The 15838-nt window shown below is 66.3% G+C and carries 15 protein-coding genes and 2 tRNA genes; 8 read left to right on the forward strand and 9 right to left on the reverse strand.

Annotation, left to right across the window (positions count from 1 at the left end):
• Positions 1-94: 94 nt before the first annotated feature.
• The gene (locus EV666_RS02495; RefSeq protein ID WP_132002426.1) at positions 95-337 is read right to left on the reverse strand and encodes a hypothetical protein; all 243 of its coding nucleotides are present in this window, start codon (positions 335-337) and stop codon (positions 95-97) included.
• Between the two features lie 136 nt (positions 338-473).
• On the reverse strand, positions 474-1874 hold the full coding sequence (locus tag EV666_RS02500) for an amidase (RefSeq protein ID WP_132002429.1): 1401 nt from the start codon (positions 1872-1874) through the stop codon (positions 474-476).
• 198 nt (positions 1875-2072) lie between these two features.
• Between EV666_RS02500 and EV666_RS02505 the strand changes: the two genes are divergently transcribed.
• Positions 2073-3035 carry an SDR family NAD(P)-dependent oxidoreductase gene (locus EV666_RS02505; RefSeq protein WP_132002432.1) on the forward strand — a complete coding sequence of 321 codons (963 nt, stop codon included), beginning with the start codon at positions 2073-2075 and terminating at the stop codon, positions 3033-3035.
• A 343-nt stretch (positions 3036-3378) separates the two neighbouring features.
• Here EV666_RS02505 and EV666_RS02510 read toward each other — a convergent pair whose 3' ends face one another.
• Entirely contained in the window at positions 3379-3606 is a 228-nt protein-coding gene (locus tag EV666_RS02510) for a con-10 family general stress protein (protein WP_132002435.1), read from the reverse strand.
• A gap of 651 nt (positions 3607-4257) precedes the next feature.
• Positions 4258-4334 (reverse strand) — tRNA-Pro (locus EV666_RS02515).
• A gap of 494 nt (positions 4335-4828) precedes the next feature.
• On the opposite strand from EV666_RS02515, the gene EV666_RS02520 reads away from it, so the two are divergent.
• Together EV666_RS02520 and EV666_RS02525 are read left to right on the forward strand one after the other, a co-directional pair.
• Positions 4829-5053: a hypothetical protein gene (locus EV666_RS02520; protein WP_132002438.1), complete on the forward strand. Its 225-nt coding sequence runs from the start codon at positions 4829-4831 to the stop codon at positions 5051-5053.
• A gap of 192 nt (positions 5054-5245) precedes the next feature.
• Positions 5246-5320 (forward strand) — tRNA-Gln (locus EV666_RS02525).
• A gap of 260 nt (positions 5321-5580) precedes the next feature.
• Here EV666_RS02525 and EV666_RS02530 read toward each other — a convergent pair.
• On the reverse strand, positions 5581-6462 hold the full coding sequence (locus EV666_RS02530) for a hypothetical protein (RefSeq protein ID WP_132002441.1): 882 nt from the start codon (positions 6460-6462) through the stop codon (positions 5581-5583).
• Between the two features lie 386 nt (positions 6463-6848).
• On the opposite strand from EV666_RS02530, the gene EV666_RS02535 reads away from it, so the two are divergent.
• The gene (locus EV666_RS02535) at positions 6849-7151 is read left to right on the forward strand and encodes a c-type cytochrome (RefSeq protein WP_132002444.1); all 303 of its coding nucleotides are present in this window, start codon (positions 6849-6851) and stop codon (positions 7149-7151) included.
• 287 nt (positions 7152-7438) lie between these two features.
• On the opposite strand, the gene EV666_RS02540 is transcribed toward EV666_RS02535, so the two are convergent.
• Positions 7439-7645 (reverse strand): hypothetical protein, encoded by a 207-nt coding sequence (locus tag EV666_RS02540; protein ID WP_132002447.1) that lies wholly within the window; start codon positions 7643-7645, stop codon positions 7439-7441.
• Complete coding sequence (locus EV666_RS02545; protein ID WP_132002450.1) at positions 7642-8010, reverse strand: hypothetical protein; 369 nt, start codon at positions 8008-8010, stop codon at positions 7642-7644. Before EV666_RS02545 ends, EV666_RS02540 begins: the two co-directional genes overlap by 4 nt.
• On the opposite strand from EV666_RS02545, the gene EV666_RS02550 reads away from it, so the two are divergent.
• Positions 8009-8404, forward strand: a complete 396-nt coding sequence (locus EV666_RS02550) for a YgiW/YdeI family stress tolerance OB fold protein (RefSeq protein WP_207906309.1) — start codon at positions 8009-8011, stop codon at positions 8402-8404. The two genes, EV666_RS02545 and EV666_RS02550, sit on opposite strands and share 2 nt — an antisense overlap.
• Before the next feature lie 498 nt (positions 8405-8902).
• Complete coding sequence (locus tag EV666_RS02555; RefSeq protein ID WP_132002453.1) at positions 8903-9940, forward strand: phosphotransferase family protein; 1038 nt, start codon at positions 8903-8905, stop codon at positions 9938-9940.
• 114 nt (positions 9941-10054) lie between these two features.
• On the opposite strand, the gene EV666_RS02560 is transcribed toward EV666_RS02555, so the two are convergent.
• On the reverse strand, positions 10055-10429 hold the full coding sequence (locus tag EV666_RS02560) for a hypothetical protein (protein WP_132002456.1): 375 nt from the start codon (positions 10427-10429) through the stop codon (positions 10055-10057).
• 271 nt (positions 10430-10700) lie between these two features.
• A complete protein-coding gene (locus EV666_RS02565; protein WP_245514162.1) occupies positions 10701-11852 on the reverse strand; it encodes an alkene reductase in 1152 nt (383 codons plus the stop codon).
• 150 nt (positions 11853-12002) lie between these two features.
• On the opposite strand from EV666_RS02565, the gene EV666_RS02570 reads away from it, so the two are divergent.
• Together EV666_RS02570 and EV666_RS02575 are read left to right on the forward strand one after the other, a co-directional pair.
• Positions 12003-12497, forward strand: a complete 495-nt coding sequence (locus EV666_RS02570; RefSeq protein WP_132002861.1) for a YaiI/YqxD family protein — start codon at positions 12003-12005, stop codon at positions 12495-12497.
• 389 nt (positions 12498-12886) lie between these two features.
• Positions 12887-15610, forward strand: a complete 2724-nt coding sequence (locus EV666_RS02575; protein WP_132002459.1) for a bifunctional acetate--CoA ligase family protein/GNAT family N-acetyltransferase — start codon at positions 12887-12889, stop codon at positions 15608-15610.
• Positions 15611-15838: the final 228 nt, after the last annotated feature.

Here is a 15838-nt window from a genome sequence, read left to right on the forward strand (position 1 = left end):
CCGCTAGGACGGTAGCTATGTCCGCGCCTGGCGGGCATCGGAGCGCGCGACGGCGAAGGCGGGCGGCCGCCAGCGCTTCCGCCCGCCCGGCCGCCTATTCCGGCGCGCCGGGGGCGATTTTCGCCAGCGACACCAGCAGCCGCTCGCGCAGGTCGCGCAATTCGGCGTAGCGCTCGAAATGGGGCGTGTTGTCGAGCAGGGCCCGGGTGACGTCGCCTGGATCGTTGTTGAACTGCACCAGGATGGCGCGATTGTTCTCCCGGATTTTGTCCCGGGTTTCCTGAAGCTCCTGGTCAATATCCCTGAGCTCGGCCCTGAGCGCCTCTTCATCGATCATGGTCTGCCTCCCTGTCGCCGCCGTCATTGCTGGCTGGACATGCGCGACGGCGGCGCATGCTTCAGGCGGGGCATGCCTGCCTCCACCTGACGGTTCTCTGGCGGGCCGCTGTCCCGGCAGATCGCTTCCTGACAGGTCAGAGCGTGGGATGGCGCCTGTGCCAGTCCGTATGGCTCTGGAAAGCATGGCCGGCGGCGACAAGCCTGGCCTCATCGAAATGCCGGCCCACCAGCTGGAAGCCGATGCAGCCGCCATTGGCCGCCGCGCCGGCGGGCAGGGTGATGGTCGGGCTGCCGGTCATGTCGAACGGGCAGTTGAAACGCAGCACCCCCTGGAGAACCGAAGGATCGCTGACAATGCTGGCCATTTTCGCCAGCGTCGGCGCCGCGAAAGCGAGCGTTGGCATGGCGATCAGGTCGGTATCTCCGAACAGGGCGCGGAGCTGGCCGCGAAAAGCCTCCCGCCGCAGCACGATCTTCTGGTAATCGACCGCCGACAGCTTCAGCCCCAGCTCGATGAAGCCGGCGAGGCCAGGGCCGTAAGCCGCCTTGTGGGTCGGATACAGGTTCTCATGGGCCACCGCCGTTTCAATACCGCAAAGGGGCGTCCAGTCGTCGACCACCGGCGTGGGGTCTGGAAAGCCGATCTCGCGGATTTCCGCCCCAAGCCGGGCCAGCGTTCGCAGCGCCTCATCGAAGGTCGCGCCGGTTTCTTCATCGACGCCCTGGCTGACGAGGCGGTGGTCGACGCCAATGGTCATGCCGCGCAGATCGTCGCGGAGACCGGCGAGATAATCCGGCACGGGTTCGGGCGCGGCGGTCGGATCCTTCGGATCGGCGCCGGCGATGGCGCCGAGCATGGCCCCGCAATCGACGGCGCTGCGGGCCATCGGCCCGATGTGATCAAGGGTGGCCGCCAGTTCAAACGCGCCGTAACGGCTGACCCGGCCCCAGGTCGGCTTGAGACCCGTGACGCCGTTGCACGAGGAAGGGAGACGGATGGAACCGCCCGTATCGGTGCCAATGGCGCCGTAACAGAGGCCAGCCGCCGTCGCCACGCCCGAGCCACTGGAGGAAACGCCGGTCCAGAGGTCGGGGTTCCACGGGTTGACCGGCGGATCGATGTCAGGATGGTGCAGGCCAAGCGCGCCTTCGGTCTGTTGCAGCTTGCCGAGGATCACCGCCCCGGCCGCGCGCAGCCGCGCCACTACGGTTCCATCTTCTGACGGCCGGTTCTCCCGCAGCAGGGGCATGCCGTGGGCGGTCGGCGTATCTTTCATCCAGCACAAATCTTTCACGGCCACCGGAACGCCGTGCAACGGGCCGCGCCACCTGCCTTCCGCAATTTCCTGTCCGGCGATCCGCGCGGCGGCCAGCGCCGCCTCCGCCGTGACGGTGGAGAAACTTTTCAACGCGCCGTCCAGGCGGCTGATGCGATCGAGCGCCGCGTTGGTGACCTCCACCGGCGAAAGGCGCCGCGCGCGGATCTGTTCGCCAAGCTCAACCAGTCCCAGAAATTGTGGATCGTTGTCAGCCATGTCTCCCCCCGAACCAGTTATCAGGGACCGAGCCTGACACACCGTCACGGCGTGGACAAACCCCACCATGTTCACAGAGACGCGGTCTGGAGGCGCGGTCTGGAGGCGCGGTCTGCGGCGGGATTTTCCTTGCCCGCAGCGATGGGGCGAAAGAAGATGCGCCCCTCACAAGGACAACCAACGGGCGGGGCAACGTTCATGACAGGGCAATTTGGCGCGCAATCCACGACCGATGACGTGCTCGCGGGCATCGATCTGACGGGCAAACGTTTTCTCATCACCGGCGTATCGGCGGGCCTGGGGGTGGAAACCGCCCGGTCGCTCGTGGCGCGCGGCGCCGACGTGGTTGGCGCGGCGCGCGATCTGGACAAGGCGGAGCGCGCCACGGCGGACGTGCGCGCGGCCGCCGGAAAGAGCGGCGGCAGTCTCGAACTCGCCGAACTGGATCTGGCTTCGCTGGCCAGCGTCCGCGCCTGCGCCGACCGGCTGCTGGCGGACGGTCGGCGGTTCGACGTGGTGATCGCCAACGCCGGCGTGATGACCACGCCTTTCGGCCATACGGCGGATGGCTTCGAAACCCAGTTTGGCGTCAATCACCTGGGCCATTTTGTTTTCGTCAATCGCGTGGCCCCGCTGATCCGCGATGGCGGACGCTTCGTCAGCCTGTCGTCGTCGGCGCACCGCCTGTCGGACGTGGATCTGGATGATCCGAATTTTGAGCGCACCGAATACGACCGCTGGGGCGCCTATGGCCGCTCAAAAACCGCCAACGCCCTGTTCGCGGTGGAGTTTGACCGTCGCCACCGAGATCGCGGTGTCCGCGCCTGTTCGTTAATGCCGGGCATGATCCAGACGGAGCTGGGCCGGCACATGCGCCCCGAAGATCGGGAAGCCCTGAAAGTCCGCGCCAACGCCGCGGCGGAAGCCGGCGGGCCAGCGCCGGTCTACAAGACAGTTCCGCAGGGAGCGGCGACCTCGGTCTGGGCGGCCGTTGTTGCGGACGCCGGGCAGATTGGCGGACGATACTGTGAAAATTGCCAGGTGGCCGAAGTTGTCGATGACAGTCGCCGCCGTGACGGCGTGCGCTCCTGGGCGCTTGACGCCGAGAGCGCCAGGCAGCTGTGGGCGAAAAGCGAAGAAATGACAGGCGAGCGTTTCTGAAACAGAAGGCTGTTGCCCCCCGGCGCCGCCCTCCGTAGCTGCGGTTGCCAGAAGCTGCTGGCCACGGGGCTCTGGCCAGTACAGGTCGCCAAAGCAGACGGACGAGGCAGATAGGCGGCCTCGTCCGGGGTCAATTACGTTCAGCCCCGCCAAGAAGACCGTTTGCGGTCGCCCGTGATTGAAGCAGGGGCTTCGCGCCTGTTGAACGGCGCCGCGAATTCCTGTCGGACTGGAAGACGCCTTCCCTGGGCTGGCCGACCATTTCAGGTCCTGCCGATCTGCGTGGAGTTTTTTGTCCGGGATTTAAAGAAGCGGGGGCGCCTGTACGCCCCCGCGCGGCCGGTCAGCGTTGCCCGCCGCGATCGTGCGCGCCGCGGCCGCCCCCGTGGCTATGTTCGCCGCCCTTGCGGCCGGCCTGCGAGGCAAGCTCCCGGTCCCTGGAGAAGCTCCGCTCCCCGGCCGGGACGCTCGCTCCGCCCTTCGCGGAAATTTCGCGCTGTTTCTGATCATCCATGCCGGCAAAGCCGCGGCCCTCGCCGCCGCCTTGTTTACCGCCCTGTTGGTTGGCCATGTCATCCTCCTTTAAAACTGGCAGGTGAACTGACTGAACAAGACGCGGCGGCCGATGTTCCCATGTGAAATCGGGTCATTGTGCAACAAACAACAGGAGATTCTTGTTATTTCTGGTCGCAGCTGACGCAATTTTATAGCCGCGAACGAACCGGCGCGGGGCGTCGTATTTTCCATGGCCAACGCTGAATACCTGGTGGCAATTTCGGGGACTATTTCAAGTCGTCGGGACTTGCCCGCCGCGCCGGACGGGGTTCCACGACTTCAAACGGGCAGGCGTCGGCTTGTTTCTCGCGGGTGTGCAGTCTCGGCCAAAGGTCTGCGCGAACTCTGGCGCTACGGACAACCGCGAGGGAAGGAACGCGCCGCCGAGGTTGAAGGGCGGGGCTGTAACCCAGGCCGACGGAAACGCCTGGACCACCGGGGTCATCTCCGACGCCCGCCCGCAACGCGGCTTGCGGGGCCGGCAATCAAAGGACACGGGTCCCCTGACGCGTCTGAAAACGACACGTCGCCATCGCCACCCGGTCTATCATCCGGGAGCGTGCACGGTGTTTACAAGAGGGGCGAGAGTTTGGCCGGTAATCAACCAGCCTCGGCTCCGCATGCGGCGCCGTTCCGTTCCGGGGCTCTGGCTAACCCCTTGATATAATGGTCGGAGTGAGAGGATTTGAACCTCCGACCCCCTCGTCCCGAACGAGGTGCGCTACCAGGCTGCGCTACACTCCGACTTGTCAGCGTCGCCGCCAACGTGGCTGCCTTATAGCGACGCCCGCGGGTCCCTGCAAGCGGGGCGCGGCAGGTTTTCGACAGCCGTGCGCCGGCGTTCCGCCATCACCCGAAAAACATTGATATTTGCGCCGCGCAGCATCCCATGGCGGCTGGGGATATCTGCGGTCGCTGCGGTGGCTTCGGCCGGCGTGGTCCAGCCCGCTTGATTGGCGAGGCGCTTGGAGGCGCCCCCGCTGCTGGCGTGGACAAAAACAGGCGTGTGCGCTGCCGCACCAACAGCAGGGCCACCGGGCGGCATTGTCGGTGCGCCACCTTAATGACGGCGCAACACCCTGATGCTGTTAACAAACCGTTAGGCATTTGGGTCGAAGGAATGTCAGCGCTGGTGGGAACAAGGAGACAGGCCGGGGCGTTGCGCCCCTGTCTTGCGCACATCGCCGCCGCTCTTTCCGGGCGGCGAGCCGTTGGCGGGAAGTTGTGGAGGTTGAACCGTGTCAGCAACGGTTTTGGGCAGTTTCATGGTTGTGGCCGCGAGCATTGGCGTTGTCGCCCTGCTGATTTTCCTGCTTCCCTTTCCCCGCGTGGCGCGCGCCAGCATGTGCGCCTTGACGGTGATGTGCGGCCTGATCTGGGGCGCCGATCAGGTGCGCCTGGCGTCGCTGGCCGAGCCAGCGCAACTGGCGATGGTGCGGCTGGCGCCCGGCGCGCGCCTGTAACCATTGTGGCCTGACGCCGGATGCGCCGTCGGCGGCGGCCGGCCGATGGCGCCATCGTGGGCAGACCGCGCTTCCCGCCCGGGGCCACTTATCGCTGGGCTGCCCGGCGCGTGGCGTTATACACAGCCGCCCTAAATTGCCCGCCGTCCCAGATTGCCAGGATAACAACCCCGGCTTATGTTTCGCGCCAGTTGGGGCGTAGCCAAGTGGTAAGGCAGCGGTTTTTGGTACCGCCATTCCCAGGTTCGAATCCTGGCGCCCCAGCCAGTGAATTTTCATTACATATTAGTGAATTAAATCAGAACCTTAGGTGGGGCGCTTTTGGCTCTGGTAGCACTGGAAGTAGCACCGCTGGTAGCACTGACAGAGTCGCTTCTTCCTTCCGCAAAAAAGACAGATCGATTTTTTGGAAGGGGGACTGGAGCGCTGATGCGCAATTTCTGTCAGTTCTTCCCGACAATCGGCGCGGCAAACACAAGGCGTCGAAGCTCTGGCCCCGGCAGCCATGCGCAAGGCAGAGCCGAGCGCTACCCCAAGAACTTCCCTAGGGCAGCGACAAGCTTGGTGAGATTGGCTTGAAGGGGAAGCCACGTGTTGGCAACAACCCCAACAACGGCAATGCCCGCAGTCTTGCCAACCATTTTCGCGAGTTCTTCAGCAGCTGTGTCAGCCTTGCCTGCGATCCACCTAGCGACTTTGCCCGCCACGCGCGCGATTGCGTGCCCGGCAGAACGCAGTCTGCTGGTAGAGGGAGACGCGCTTACTGCTTCCTGACGGACCACCGCAATTGCAGCCAGCGTCTCCGCCCGATCATCCTCCGTGATGGCGAACTCAGCAGGTGGTTGATTGTGGCCGATCCCTCCAGCGCCAGCACTGGGGTAGCGCTGTTCAGTTGGCACAGCCTCCAGTGCGCGTTCAGCGTCTGCGGCGGCGGTGAGAAGTTGATCGACCAGCGCCTGCCTATCGTCAAACGTAGACGCAAACGGCGAGAAGTCGGTCGTGTGATCCGTCTGGATCGCAAAGCGGAGGCGCATGGTGTTGCCCGATGGCGCACTTGAATATTTGATTTCGAGGGGCTGGAGCGCCGCGTAGAAGCCCACTGTGTTCCGAAGAAGCGCAACCTGTCCGACCTTGGGCGTTCTGTTCCTGGTGGTAAAGTCGGCGGCAGAAACCACATCAGGCGTTACCTGGCTAATTGCTGCTGCCCCCTCCGCAATCGCCACGCCATCAATGCCCGGTGGATCGTTATAGAGGTGGGCCGACCCTGAGGCGTTGGCGCTCCAATGTGTCTCAAACGCCCACCGGCTTGCACCTATGACAAACCGGCCATCATGGCTCGCGTAGTTGAACGTGACTTCGCCAAATGACCGCTCGTCCTTTGGAGGCTCAACGCTATTCAAACTCGGCAATTGTGTCCCCGCCCATTCGCATGCCAGGACCGATCAACGATCCCACATCGGCATGCTTTCTGATCTTGATGACGGGCGTCAAGCGACATCAGCTTAATCGACGGGGCTGTTCGCCATGGTCCTTTCGGTTGATGGAACAGAAGGGCATAGAGGCCCATTGAGTCCCACCAGTGCGCCCCTTGAAGATGACTGCTGGTGGGACTGGATCGGCCTCCCAGGGGCTCGCTATGAGCCTCTGAGGGTTAGTCGGGGTTACCGTGAGGGCTCGGGGAGCAGGATCGGGTTCCACCATGCGGGTGGAGGGGCGCCGGGATATGTTAACCTTTGCCTGTTAAACCACGGCTATGAAGCGCGCCCTGATTGTCCCACGCGCCGTCGGCGCAAGCATGTCGCTGATGTTGCTCGCCAACATCGCCATCGCCAGTGAACTGGCGGAGGCGGGACGCTCAATCGCCGAGGCGAAGTGCGCCCGGTGTCATGCTACGGGCAGCGTCGGGGCCAGTCCGCACAAGGAAGCTCCGCCTTTCCGCGAGTTGGCCAGGCGTTATCCGATAGACAATCTGGCGGAAGCCTTTGCTGAAGGCCTGAGCGTGGGCCATGCCGACATGCCGGAGTTCAGGCTGTCGGTGGGGCAGACCAACGCGCTTCTGGCATACCTTCACTCCATCCAGACCAGTAACCCGCGGTAGACGGCGGCCAGGACGTCTTCGGGGGCGCCGTGAAGTTCCGGTGCGGCGCCGCCAGGATCCGCGCGGCGGATATGCCGATTGTCAGGTGGTCCTGTCTCAATCCTGTCGTGGCTGGTCGTGGCCTTGAGGCGCGAAGCTGGGGCGTGCGCTGTCGCTTCCAGGCCCCTGGCGGACACAGGGAAAGAGCATCGCTGTCCCATGGGGGCGGGCGGATATCTGGATGTTGACGGGCTGGCGCGCCGTTGCCATTCGGGCGGCGGCTGTCCAGCGTTCAGTCGCGCATTCGCTCAGTCGCGCGTTTCAAGCTGCCTTGCCAGCCATCGGGAGCCGCCTTCGCCGACGGCGAGCGCTACAACTCCGGCGATGAAAAGCAACGGCAGGCGGGGACCAAGAATCTCCCGGAAGGCGAAAAGACCGATGAACGCGGTCAGCAGGACCAGCCCACCCGACAGCGACAACAGCTTAAGAACCAGCATCAGGGCGACTGTCTTCATTCCAGCTCCGCCTGGTTCCGCCGGCACCTGAGGCGATCGGCAAGCGCAAGGCCAAAGCGGGTGGCCTCGCAAGAGCCAGACGCTTCCGGCGGAAGAGTTCTGATCCTAAAGCAAAACGCCATCGCGCCAAGGGGAGCGTTATCCATTTTTTGATCTGGCGCGTCTTCCTTTTCGGGAACGCCACATCTGGCGCGCGGTAAACAGGCGTTGGCAAGAGTATCCGGCTCGTGCTGCCGCAGATGGATGGGCTTCTCATTGCTCCTGAGAACCTGCTTTGCAGGGCGTGACAAGTCTCCCGGTTTCGTGGCGTTCAGGAACATTACGACTTTGAAAGTGTTTTCTGAGAACAGGAGGATACTGGCCATGAATTTCCGCACTTTGCTTGTTGCATCCGTGGTGACCGTCGCGCCCTGCGTGATGGCGCTGCCGGGCTCGTCAGCCATGGCGCAATGGAGCGGGCCTTCTGACACAAAACAGGCTGCGCAGCCGGCTTACGGCAAGACGACTGTCTCCGCGATCAAAGCGCAGCCAAAGGACGATCAGAAGGTGACGCTGGAAGGTACGATTGTTCGCAAGACGGGCAAGGAACGCTACCAGTTCACGGATGGGACGGGCGAAATTTCCGTCGAGATTGATGATGAGGATTTCCCGAACGAGCCGGTTGGCCCCACCACCCGGATCCGGATTGAGGGGGAGGTCGACACCCATCTGATGAAGGAGCCGGATATTGACGCCGAGCGGGTCATTGTTCTGAAGTAATTCCTGACTGGCCGGCCCCTCAGGGGAGACAAGCTGCAAGGGCGGGGGAATTCTGCAAGAACAGGGGAATACAGGTTGTCCGCAGCGGCGCGACCTGCATGCCTCTCCCGCCGGGTTTGCTCCAGGTTGTTGGCGCAGGCTGGAGCCTGCGCTGCGGTCGCCCCGTCCGGAGGCTTCCTCCGGGCGGGCGTTATTCTGCCTGGTTTCCGGGCGATGGGCGGATCTGGTTGTCGTCAGGGCGTGACAAAACATTGAGATGAAAACGAACGCCGTCTGGCCAGGCGACTCCACTTTTCCCGACAATACGTTTACGTGACTTCCCGTGTGACGCGCGCCTCGGCGCGTGGCGGAGGTTTTCGCCCGCGCCGCCGCGCGGTGTGGCGGGAAGCCGCGAAAGTCATTGGGATGGGCGCATTTTCCCCCGGCGGAGCGGATGACGTTTCGCGGCCGAATGCGCCCGGAGGGAACCGGCTCCGCGCCGGACGAGGGAGATGGGATATGGCCGGACAGGTCAGGGAACCGGATGCGCTGGATGGTGAAGCAGGGCGTGACGCCCTGCGCAATTTCCTCGAAGGATATTTCGGCGAGCAGCCGGAGCGTTTCGAGGTCGCGAAAATTTCCGGCGGCCAGTCCAATCCTACCTATTTCGTTGATTTCGGCGAGCGCCGCATGGTGTTGCGCAAGCAGCCCACCGGGGAGTTGCTGCCTGGCGCCCACGCCATCGATCGTGAATTCCGCGCGCTTGAGGCGCTGAATCCCGTTGATGTGCCAACCCCGCGCGCCGTGCTGCACTACCGGGAGCGGGACGTGGTCGGCACGCCGTTCTATATGATGGAGCGGCTGGACGGGCGCGTGTTTCATGATTGCGCCCTGCCGGGCCTGTCGCCGGAGGAGCGCCGCGCCATTTATCTTGGCCTGGCCGAAGCCATGGCGAAACTGCACGCGGTGCAGCCGGAGAAGATCGGTCTTGGCGATTTCGGCAAGCCTGGAAACTATTTCCAGCGCCAGATCGCCCGCTGGACGCGCGCCTACAACGAAAGTCCGAGCGAGCGGGTTCCGGCGCTCGACAGGCTGGTTGAATGGCTGCCGGCCAACATGCCGGCGGACGACGGGCGCGTGGCCATCGCCCACGGCGATTTCCGCCTCGGCAACATGCTCTATCATCCCACGGAGCCACGGGTGATCGGCATTCTCGACTGGGAACTGTCGACCCTCGGCCATCCGCTGGCGGATCTGGCGTTCGCCTGCATTCCGTGGCGCACGACGCCGGCGCAGTACGGCGGCATTCTGGGGCTGGATCACGCGGCCCTCGGTATTCCGACCGAGGCGGAATTCGTGGCGCATTACTATGAGCACGCTGTGCCGACGGCGGAACTGCAGCCGTTCCACGTGGCGTTCGCCCTGTTCCGGTTCTCGGTGATTTTCATGGGCATCAATGACCGGGTGCGCGCCGGCAACGCCGCCGGTGAGGACGCCGCCAGGCTGGAGCCGCTGGCCCGGGAGATGGCGGAGCGCGCCGTCGAGGCCATCAGCTGAGGCGCGCCCCAGGCGTCCATTCTTCGGGCGCCGGGTTCAGGGCGGGTCCGCGTCGCAGGATTGCGGCGGCGCTGGCGCGGTCCGCGCCAGGTTGTGGGCGTCGCCGCTCTGGCGTCATCCGCCCGCGAGCAGGCGCTCGAATGCAACGCCGCCGAGCAGCCGGGCGAGCGCGTCGGCGGTGAGCCAGGCGGCCAGCAGCAGCGTCGCCATGATCAGGCAGGAACGCATGGGCCGCCGGGCGCGGCCGGCGTCGTCCCAGGGGCCATCGGGCAGGCGTCGGGCGGGTTCGGGGGCGTCTGGCGGGTGTCGGCGGGTCGCCGGCAGAAACTCTTGGTCGGTCGCCCGGTCAGCGCCCGGGGCCCTCAGGCGTCTGCGCCGCCAGCACCGCAAGGTGACGTAAAGATGCGCCCGCCACCGGGCGCTTTCCGTCGCCAGCGCCAGTTCGATCGTGCGTGACGGTTCCGGTGGGGTCGGAAGGTTCTGATCCATGACGCCAGCCCGTTTCTGGGCAGACATCGTAGCTGTAGCGGGGGAGTTTTTCTGTCGCTCCGCAGGGCTTGCCGGAAGTCATCCGCTTTCCGGCAAGTATTTTGATGTTTCTGAACGACATTTATCCGCGTTCACAGGCGCCCGGAGATTTTGTGCATGATTTGCGTCAGCCCCCCGGGGTCGCGCCGGCTGGCCGCGCCGCTGGCCGTACCGCCTGGGAGCGCCCAGGCGGCGGCGTGGAGCCGGCGCTCGCGGCGGCCGTGTCCGCCGTTCAGGCCGCCTCGCCGTCAGCCCTCGGAAAGTCGGTGTACCCGCGTATGTCGCCGCCGTAGAAGGTGGGGCGATCGTAGGGCGCCAGCGGCGCGCCGGTCCGCAGGCGGTCCGGCAGGTCGGGGTTCGAGGTGAAATGACGGCCGAAGGCGATGACGTCGGCGTTGCCGGCGGCGATGGTTTCCTCGGCCATGTCGCCGGTGTAATTGCCGGCGGAAATCAGCACGCCTGGCCACAGCGGCCGGAACAGCTCCGCCGCCGACGGCACGCCCTGGTGATCGACCTCGCGCTGGCCGGCGCCGCTGGCGCGCGGCTCGATCAGATGCAGATAAGCCAGGCCCATGGGGGCGAGCTGCCCCACCACATGGCTGTACAACGGCATCGGCTCGTCCTCGCCCGAGCCATTGGCCACGCCGAAGGGCGACAGCCGCACGGCGACGCGCTCCGCCCCGCAGGCGGCGACCAGGCTCCTGGTCACCTCAAGCAGCAGGCGGGCGCGGTTCTCGATGGAGCCGCCCCAGTGATCGTCGCGCTGGTTGCTGCGGCTTTGCAGGAACTGCTCAAGCAGATAGCCGTTGGCGCCATGGATCTCGACGCCATCGAAGCCAGCCTCAAGGGCGTTGAGGCCAGCCTGACGGTAGACGCCGATCAGTTCGTGAATTTCCGCGTCGGTGAGGGCGCGCGGCGTTGGCATCGGCTCTGGCGTTCCGCTGGCCGTCATCACCTTGATGTCGGCGGCGATGGGCGAGGGGGCGACGGGCAGGGCGCCGCCGGGCTGGTAAGACGGATGCGACACCCGGCCCATGTGCCACAATTGCAGGAAGATTTGCCCGCCCCGCGCATGCACCGCTTCCGTGATGGCTTTCCAGCCGGCGATCTGTTCGGGCGTATGGATGCCCGGCGTATTGAGCGCGCCGCGACCGGTGGGATGCACCTGGGACGCCTCGGCGATGATCAGGCCGCCGGCGCTGGCGCGCTGGCCATAGTAGGTGGCGTTGAGCGGGCGCGGGGTTTCGCCCGGGCCGGCGCGCATGCGCGTGAGCGGGGCCATGGCCACGCGGTGGGACAGGTCAAGGACGCCGGCGCGCAGGGGGGAGAACAGGTGCGGCCTGCGCGTGGCCTCAGCGGGTTGCCGGATGGTCTGCGTCGACACGTTCAATTTCCTCCTGATCAGTCACGCTGGCGCGCCGCCAGGTGGGCGGCGGCGCTGCGCCTGGTTGTTCCGGCGCGCGTTTGCGATGCAAATTCATAACCGCCTTGCCTGAAAAGGCCAGGGAGAGGGCCATGTCAAACAATGGGTGAGATGGGAGATGATGCGGTCGCGGGCCCGGGCCCGGCGCTGCGCATACTGGTCGACGCCGACGCCTGCCCGGTGAAGGATGAGATTTACCGGGTCGCCGCCCGCCATGGCGCGCCGTGTTTCGTGGTCGCCAACAGTTTCATCCGCACGCCGCGCGACCAGCAGGTTACGTTCATCCGCGTCGGCGACGGTTTCGACGCCGCCGACAACTGGATCGCCGACCGGTCCGGCCCCGGCGCGGTGGTGGTGACGGCGGACGTGCCGCTGGCCAGCCGCTGCGTCGCCGCCGGCGCCGTGGTGCTGGGGCCGGACGGGCGCGGCTTCACGGAAAACTCCGTCGGCATGGCGCTGGCCATGCGCAACCTGATGCAGGACCTGCGCGAAGCCGGCGCCGTCACAGGCGGGCCCAGGCCATTTTCGGCGCGTGACCGCTCCGCGTTCCTCTCGGCGCTGGACCTGGCCATCGTGCGGCTGAAGCGGTCCGGCTTCGCGCCATAGGCGGGAATGCTCGCCTGCGATTGGCGCCGGCGTCCCACGGTGGGGGCGCCCTCCGCCCGCGCCGCCGGCCGCAATCGTCCAATCCCGGCCTCCCTTCCCGCGCCGGTTATCCACATCACCGGAACGTCAGGCGCTGCACGCGGGTTTCCGTCACATGGGCGCCCTGATCCATCACCACATCTGCGTCACGTCGCGATGAGCCGGCGCCGGGTTTCCACGGCGTTGTTCCGGGCGGCGGCATTTTCGGCGGCGGCGATCCCGGCGGCCGCATTTTCAGCGCGCGGGCGAAAATGCGCTGGCCCGGTCTATTGTCAGCGCGTCCGCCTCACGGAACACTGGATGCGAATCGTCGGCGAACTGGCTTTTTCAGATACGAATGGGGGCAGGGCGTGAGCACATACCGTCTCGACAGATTGTTCCGGCCCGCCTCCGTCGGCGTCGTCGGCGTCAGCCGCAGGGCGGGCTCACTGGGCCGGGTGCTGCTCAACAATTTGCTGGCCGGCGGTTTCGAGGGCACGGTTTACGCCATCAATCCGGCGTTTGCCTCCGCCAGCAACCATATTGACCTGCCTGGCGTCACGTTCGCGGCGAGCCTCGAGGACCTGCGTGAGACGCCGCCGGACCTGGTGGTGATCGTCTCCCCCTCCCTGACCATTGTTGAAAACGTCGCGGCGGCGGGGCGCATCGGCTGTTCGGCGGCGATTCTCGTGCCGCCCTCCCATGGCGTCAGCCCGCCGGAAATTCTCAGCGCCGTACGGGCCGAAGCGCGCAAGCATGGCCTGCGGCTGATCGGGCCTGGCGGCGTCGGGGTGATCTCCCCCCGCGCCCGGCTGAACGCCTCGCTCGGCGCGCGCATGCCCGGCTCCGGCGACATGGCGCTGATCTCCCAGTCCGGCGCCATCGCCAACGGCCTGGTCGAATGGGGCCGCCAGCATCAGATCGGCTTTTCCGGCGTCATTTCGATCGGCGAGCAGGTCGATGTCGACGTGGCCGACTGCCTTGACTATTTCGCGGCCGACGACCGCACCCGCGCCATTCTCGTCTATGTGGAGGATATCGCCGCCGCGCCCAAGTTCATGTCCGCGGCGCGGGCGGCGGCGCGGGCCAAGCCGGTGGTGGTGCTGCGGCCGGGGCGGCATGAAAAGCGCCCGCCGAGCGCGGACATGACCAGCGTCGCCGCTTTGGCGACGCGGGACGCGGTGTATGACGCCGCCTTCCGCCGCGCCGGCCTGCTGCGGGTGTTCGATCTCGACGAGATGTTCTCCGCCGCCGAAACCCTGGGCCGTCAGCGCCCGTTCTACGGCCGCCGCCTCGCCATCATGGTCAACGACCGGGGCGTGGGCGCGGTGGCGGTCGACCGGCTGCTCGATCTGCAGGGCGAACTGGCGGAGCTGTCGGCCGAAACCCGCGCCAGGCTGGACACGCTGATGCCGGAGCGGGCGCCGGTGGCCAATCCGGTGGACACCACCGGCTACACGGATCCGCAATCCCTCGACGCGCTGGCGCGGACGCTGCTGCTCGACAAAACGGCCGACGCCCTGCTGGTCATCAATATTCCCAGCGCGCTGTCCGACTCCAACGAAGGCGCCCGCGCGCTGGTGGAGGCGGTGAAGACGCACCGCAAGGGGCGGGCCCTGCACAAGCCGGTGCTGGCGGTGTGGGTGTCGTCGGACGCCGAGGCGGGCCGGATTTTCGACGAAGCCGGCATTCCGCACTTCACTACCGAGGCCGAGGCGCTGGCGGGCTACATGCACCTGGTGCGCTACCGGGCGGCGCTCGATCTCCTGATGGAAACGCCGGACGCGCTGCCGCATGATTTCGCGCCGGACGCGGCGACGGCGCGCGCCCTGATCGCCGGAGCGATCGCCGATGGCCGCGAGTGGCTCGACCCGGTCGAGATCCAGCAGTTGTTGCGCGCCTATGAGATACCGGTGGTGCCGGCGACCTTCGTGGCCGACGCCAGGGAGGTCGTGGCGGCCGCCCGGCCGTTGCTGGCGCAGGGCGACCAGGTCGTGGTGAAAATCGTTTCGCCGGAGGTGCCGCACCGCACGCGCATCGGCGGCGTGCGCCTGAACCTGCGCTCCGAGGCCGCGGTGCAGGCGGCGGTCGATGAGCTGCTGGAGATCACCAGGGAGCGCCAGCTCAGCGGCTTCGTGGTGCAGCCGATGGTCGACGAGCGGGATTCGCGCGCCCTGATCGCGGGCATCACCGATGACCCGCAGTTTGGGCCGGTGATGGTGTTCGGGCGCGGCGGGTCGGCCGTGTCGGTCATCAATGACATCTCGCTGGCGCTGCCGCCGCTCGATCTGAAACTGGCCGAGGTGATGATCGCCCGCACCCGCGTTTCCCTGCGTCTCAAGGGCTATCGCGACACCGAGCCGGCGGACGAGCACGCCATTCGCCTTACCCTGGTGAAGCTGTCCCAGATCGCCGTGGACCTGCCGGAGGTTCGCGAGCTGGAAATCAACCCGCTGCTTTCCGACAGCCTCGGCGTGGCGGCGCTCAACGCCCGGGTGCGGGTGGCGCCGGCGCCCGTGGGCGAGCGCCACGGCTCCGGTCATCCGCGCCTGTCGGTGCGGCCCTATCCCCGGGCCTGGGAGCGCACGATCACCGGCCGCAGCGGCAAGGTCTATTTCGTGCGTCCGGTGCGCCCCGAGGACGAACAGATGTTCGTCGACTTCATGAGCCAGGCTTCCGAGGACGATCTGCGCCTGCGCTTCTTCGCGCCGGTGCGCGATTTCAACCACGCCTTCGTCGCCCGGCTGGTGCAGGTGGACTACGCCCGGGCCATCGCCTTCGTGGCCATCGAGGCGGCGACGGGCCAGATGATGGGGGTGGTGCGCCTGCATGCCGATTCCAACCACGAGAAAGGTGAATACGCCATCATGGTCCGCTCCGAGCTCAAGGGCACCGGCCTTGGCATGGAGCTGATGCGGCTGATCATCGAATGGGCGCGCGCCGACGGCATCCGCGTCGTTGAAGGTCAGGTGCTGCGCGATAATCAGGCGATGCTTGGCGTCTGTCGCAAGCTCGGATTCTCGATCCGCGCCGATCGCGAGGACCCCTCGGTGATGATCGCCACGCTGCCGCTGGAGCGGGCGGCGGAAGCCTGAGCGGCTCCAGCCGCCGGAGTCGGCGCCGCTGATGCTGAAACGGTGATTTGCGCCAGCTTTTCGATCTGGGGCATCTTCCGGCGAGGCGGCGTTCGCCCCGGAGGCAAACGCGGCGGCAAGTGCGGTGGAAAGCGCGGCGGAAAGCGGCGGGCGGCGCGGCCGGGCTTCGCCTGGCCCGCGATGTCTTCAAACTGGCCGGACTTCGTCCGGTCCGGGACGACTTCAGGA

Origin of the sequence: Camelimonas lactis, assembly GCF_004342915.1 — a bacterium.
In the GTDB taxonomy this organism is placed as follows: domain Bacteria; phylum Pseudomonadota; class Alphaproteobacteria; order Rhizobiales; family Beijerinckiaceae; genus Camelimonas; species Camelimonas lactis.

What these genes read in the sequence shown, in the direction of transcription:
- EV666_RS02495 (WP_132002426.1), bottom strand. Translation starts at nt 337, where the DNA reads ATGATCGATGAAGAGGCGCTCAGGGCCGAGCTCAGGGATATTGACCAG.
- EV666_RS02500 (WP_132002429.1), bottom strand. Translation starts at nt 1,874, where the DNA reads ATGGCTGACAACGATCCACAATTTCTGGGACTGGTTGAGCTTGGCGAA.
- EV666_RS02505 (WP_132002432.1), top strand. Translation starts at nt 2,073, where the DNA reads ATGACAGGGCAATTTGGCGCGCAATCCACGACCGATGACGTGCTCGCG.
- EV666_RS02510 (WP_132002435.1), bottom strand. Translation starts at nt 3,606, where the DNA reads ATGGCCAACCAACAGGGCGGTAAACAAGGCGGCGGCGAGGGCCGCGGC.
- EV666_RS02535 (WP_132002444.1), top strand. Translation starts at nt 6,849, where the DNA reads ATGTCGCTGATGTTGCTCGCCAACATCGCCATCGCCAGTGAACTGGCG.
- EV666_RS02540 (WP_132002447.1), bottom strand. Translation starts at nt 7,645, where the DNA reads ATGAAGACAGTCGCCCTGATGCTGGTTCTTAAGCTGTTGTCGCTGTCG.
- EV666_RS02550 (WP_207906309.1), top strand. Translation starts at nt 8,009, where the DNA reads ATGAATTTCCGCACTTTGCTTGTTGCATCCGTGGTGACCGTCGCGCCC.
- EV666_RS02545 (WP_132002450.1), bottom strand. Translation starts at nt 8,010, where the DNA reads ATGGCCAGTATCCTCCTGTTCTCAGAAAACACTTTCAAAGTCGTAATG.
- EV666_RS02555 (WP_132002453.1), top strand. Translation starts at nt 8,903, where the DNA reads ATGGCCGGACAGGTCAGGGAACCGGATGCGCTGGATGGTGAAGCAGGG.
- EV666_RS02560 (WP_132002456.1), bottom strand. Translation starts at nt 10,429, where the DNA reads ATGGATCAGAACCTTCCGACCCCACCGGAACCGTCACGCACGATCGAA.
- EV666_RS02570 (WP_132002861.1), top strand. Translation starts at nt 12,003, where the DNA reads ATGGGAGATGATGCGGTCGCGGGCCCGGGCCCGGCGCTGCGCATACTG.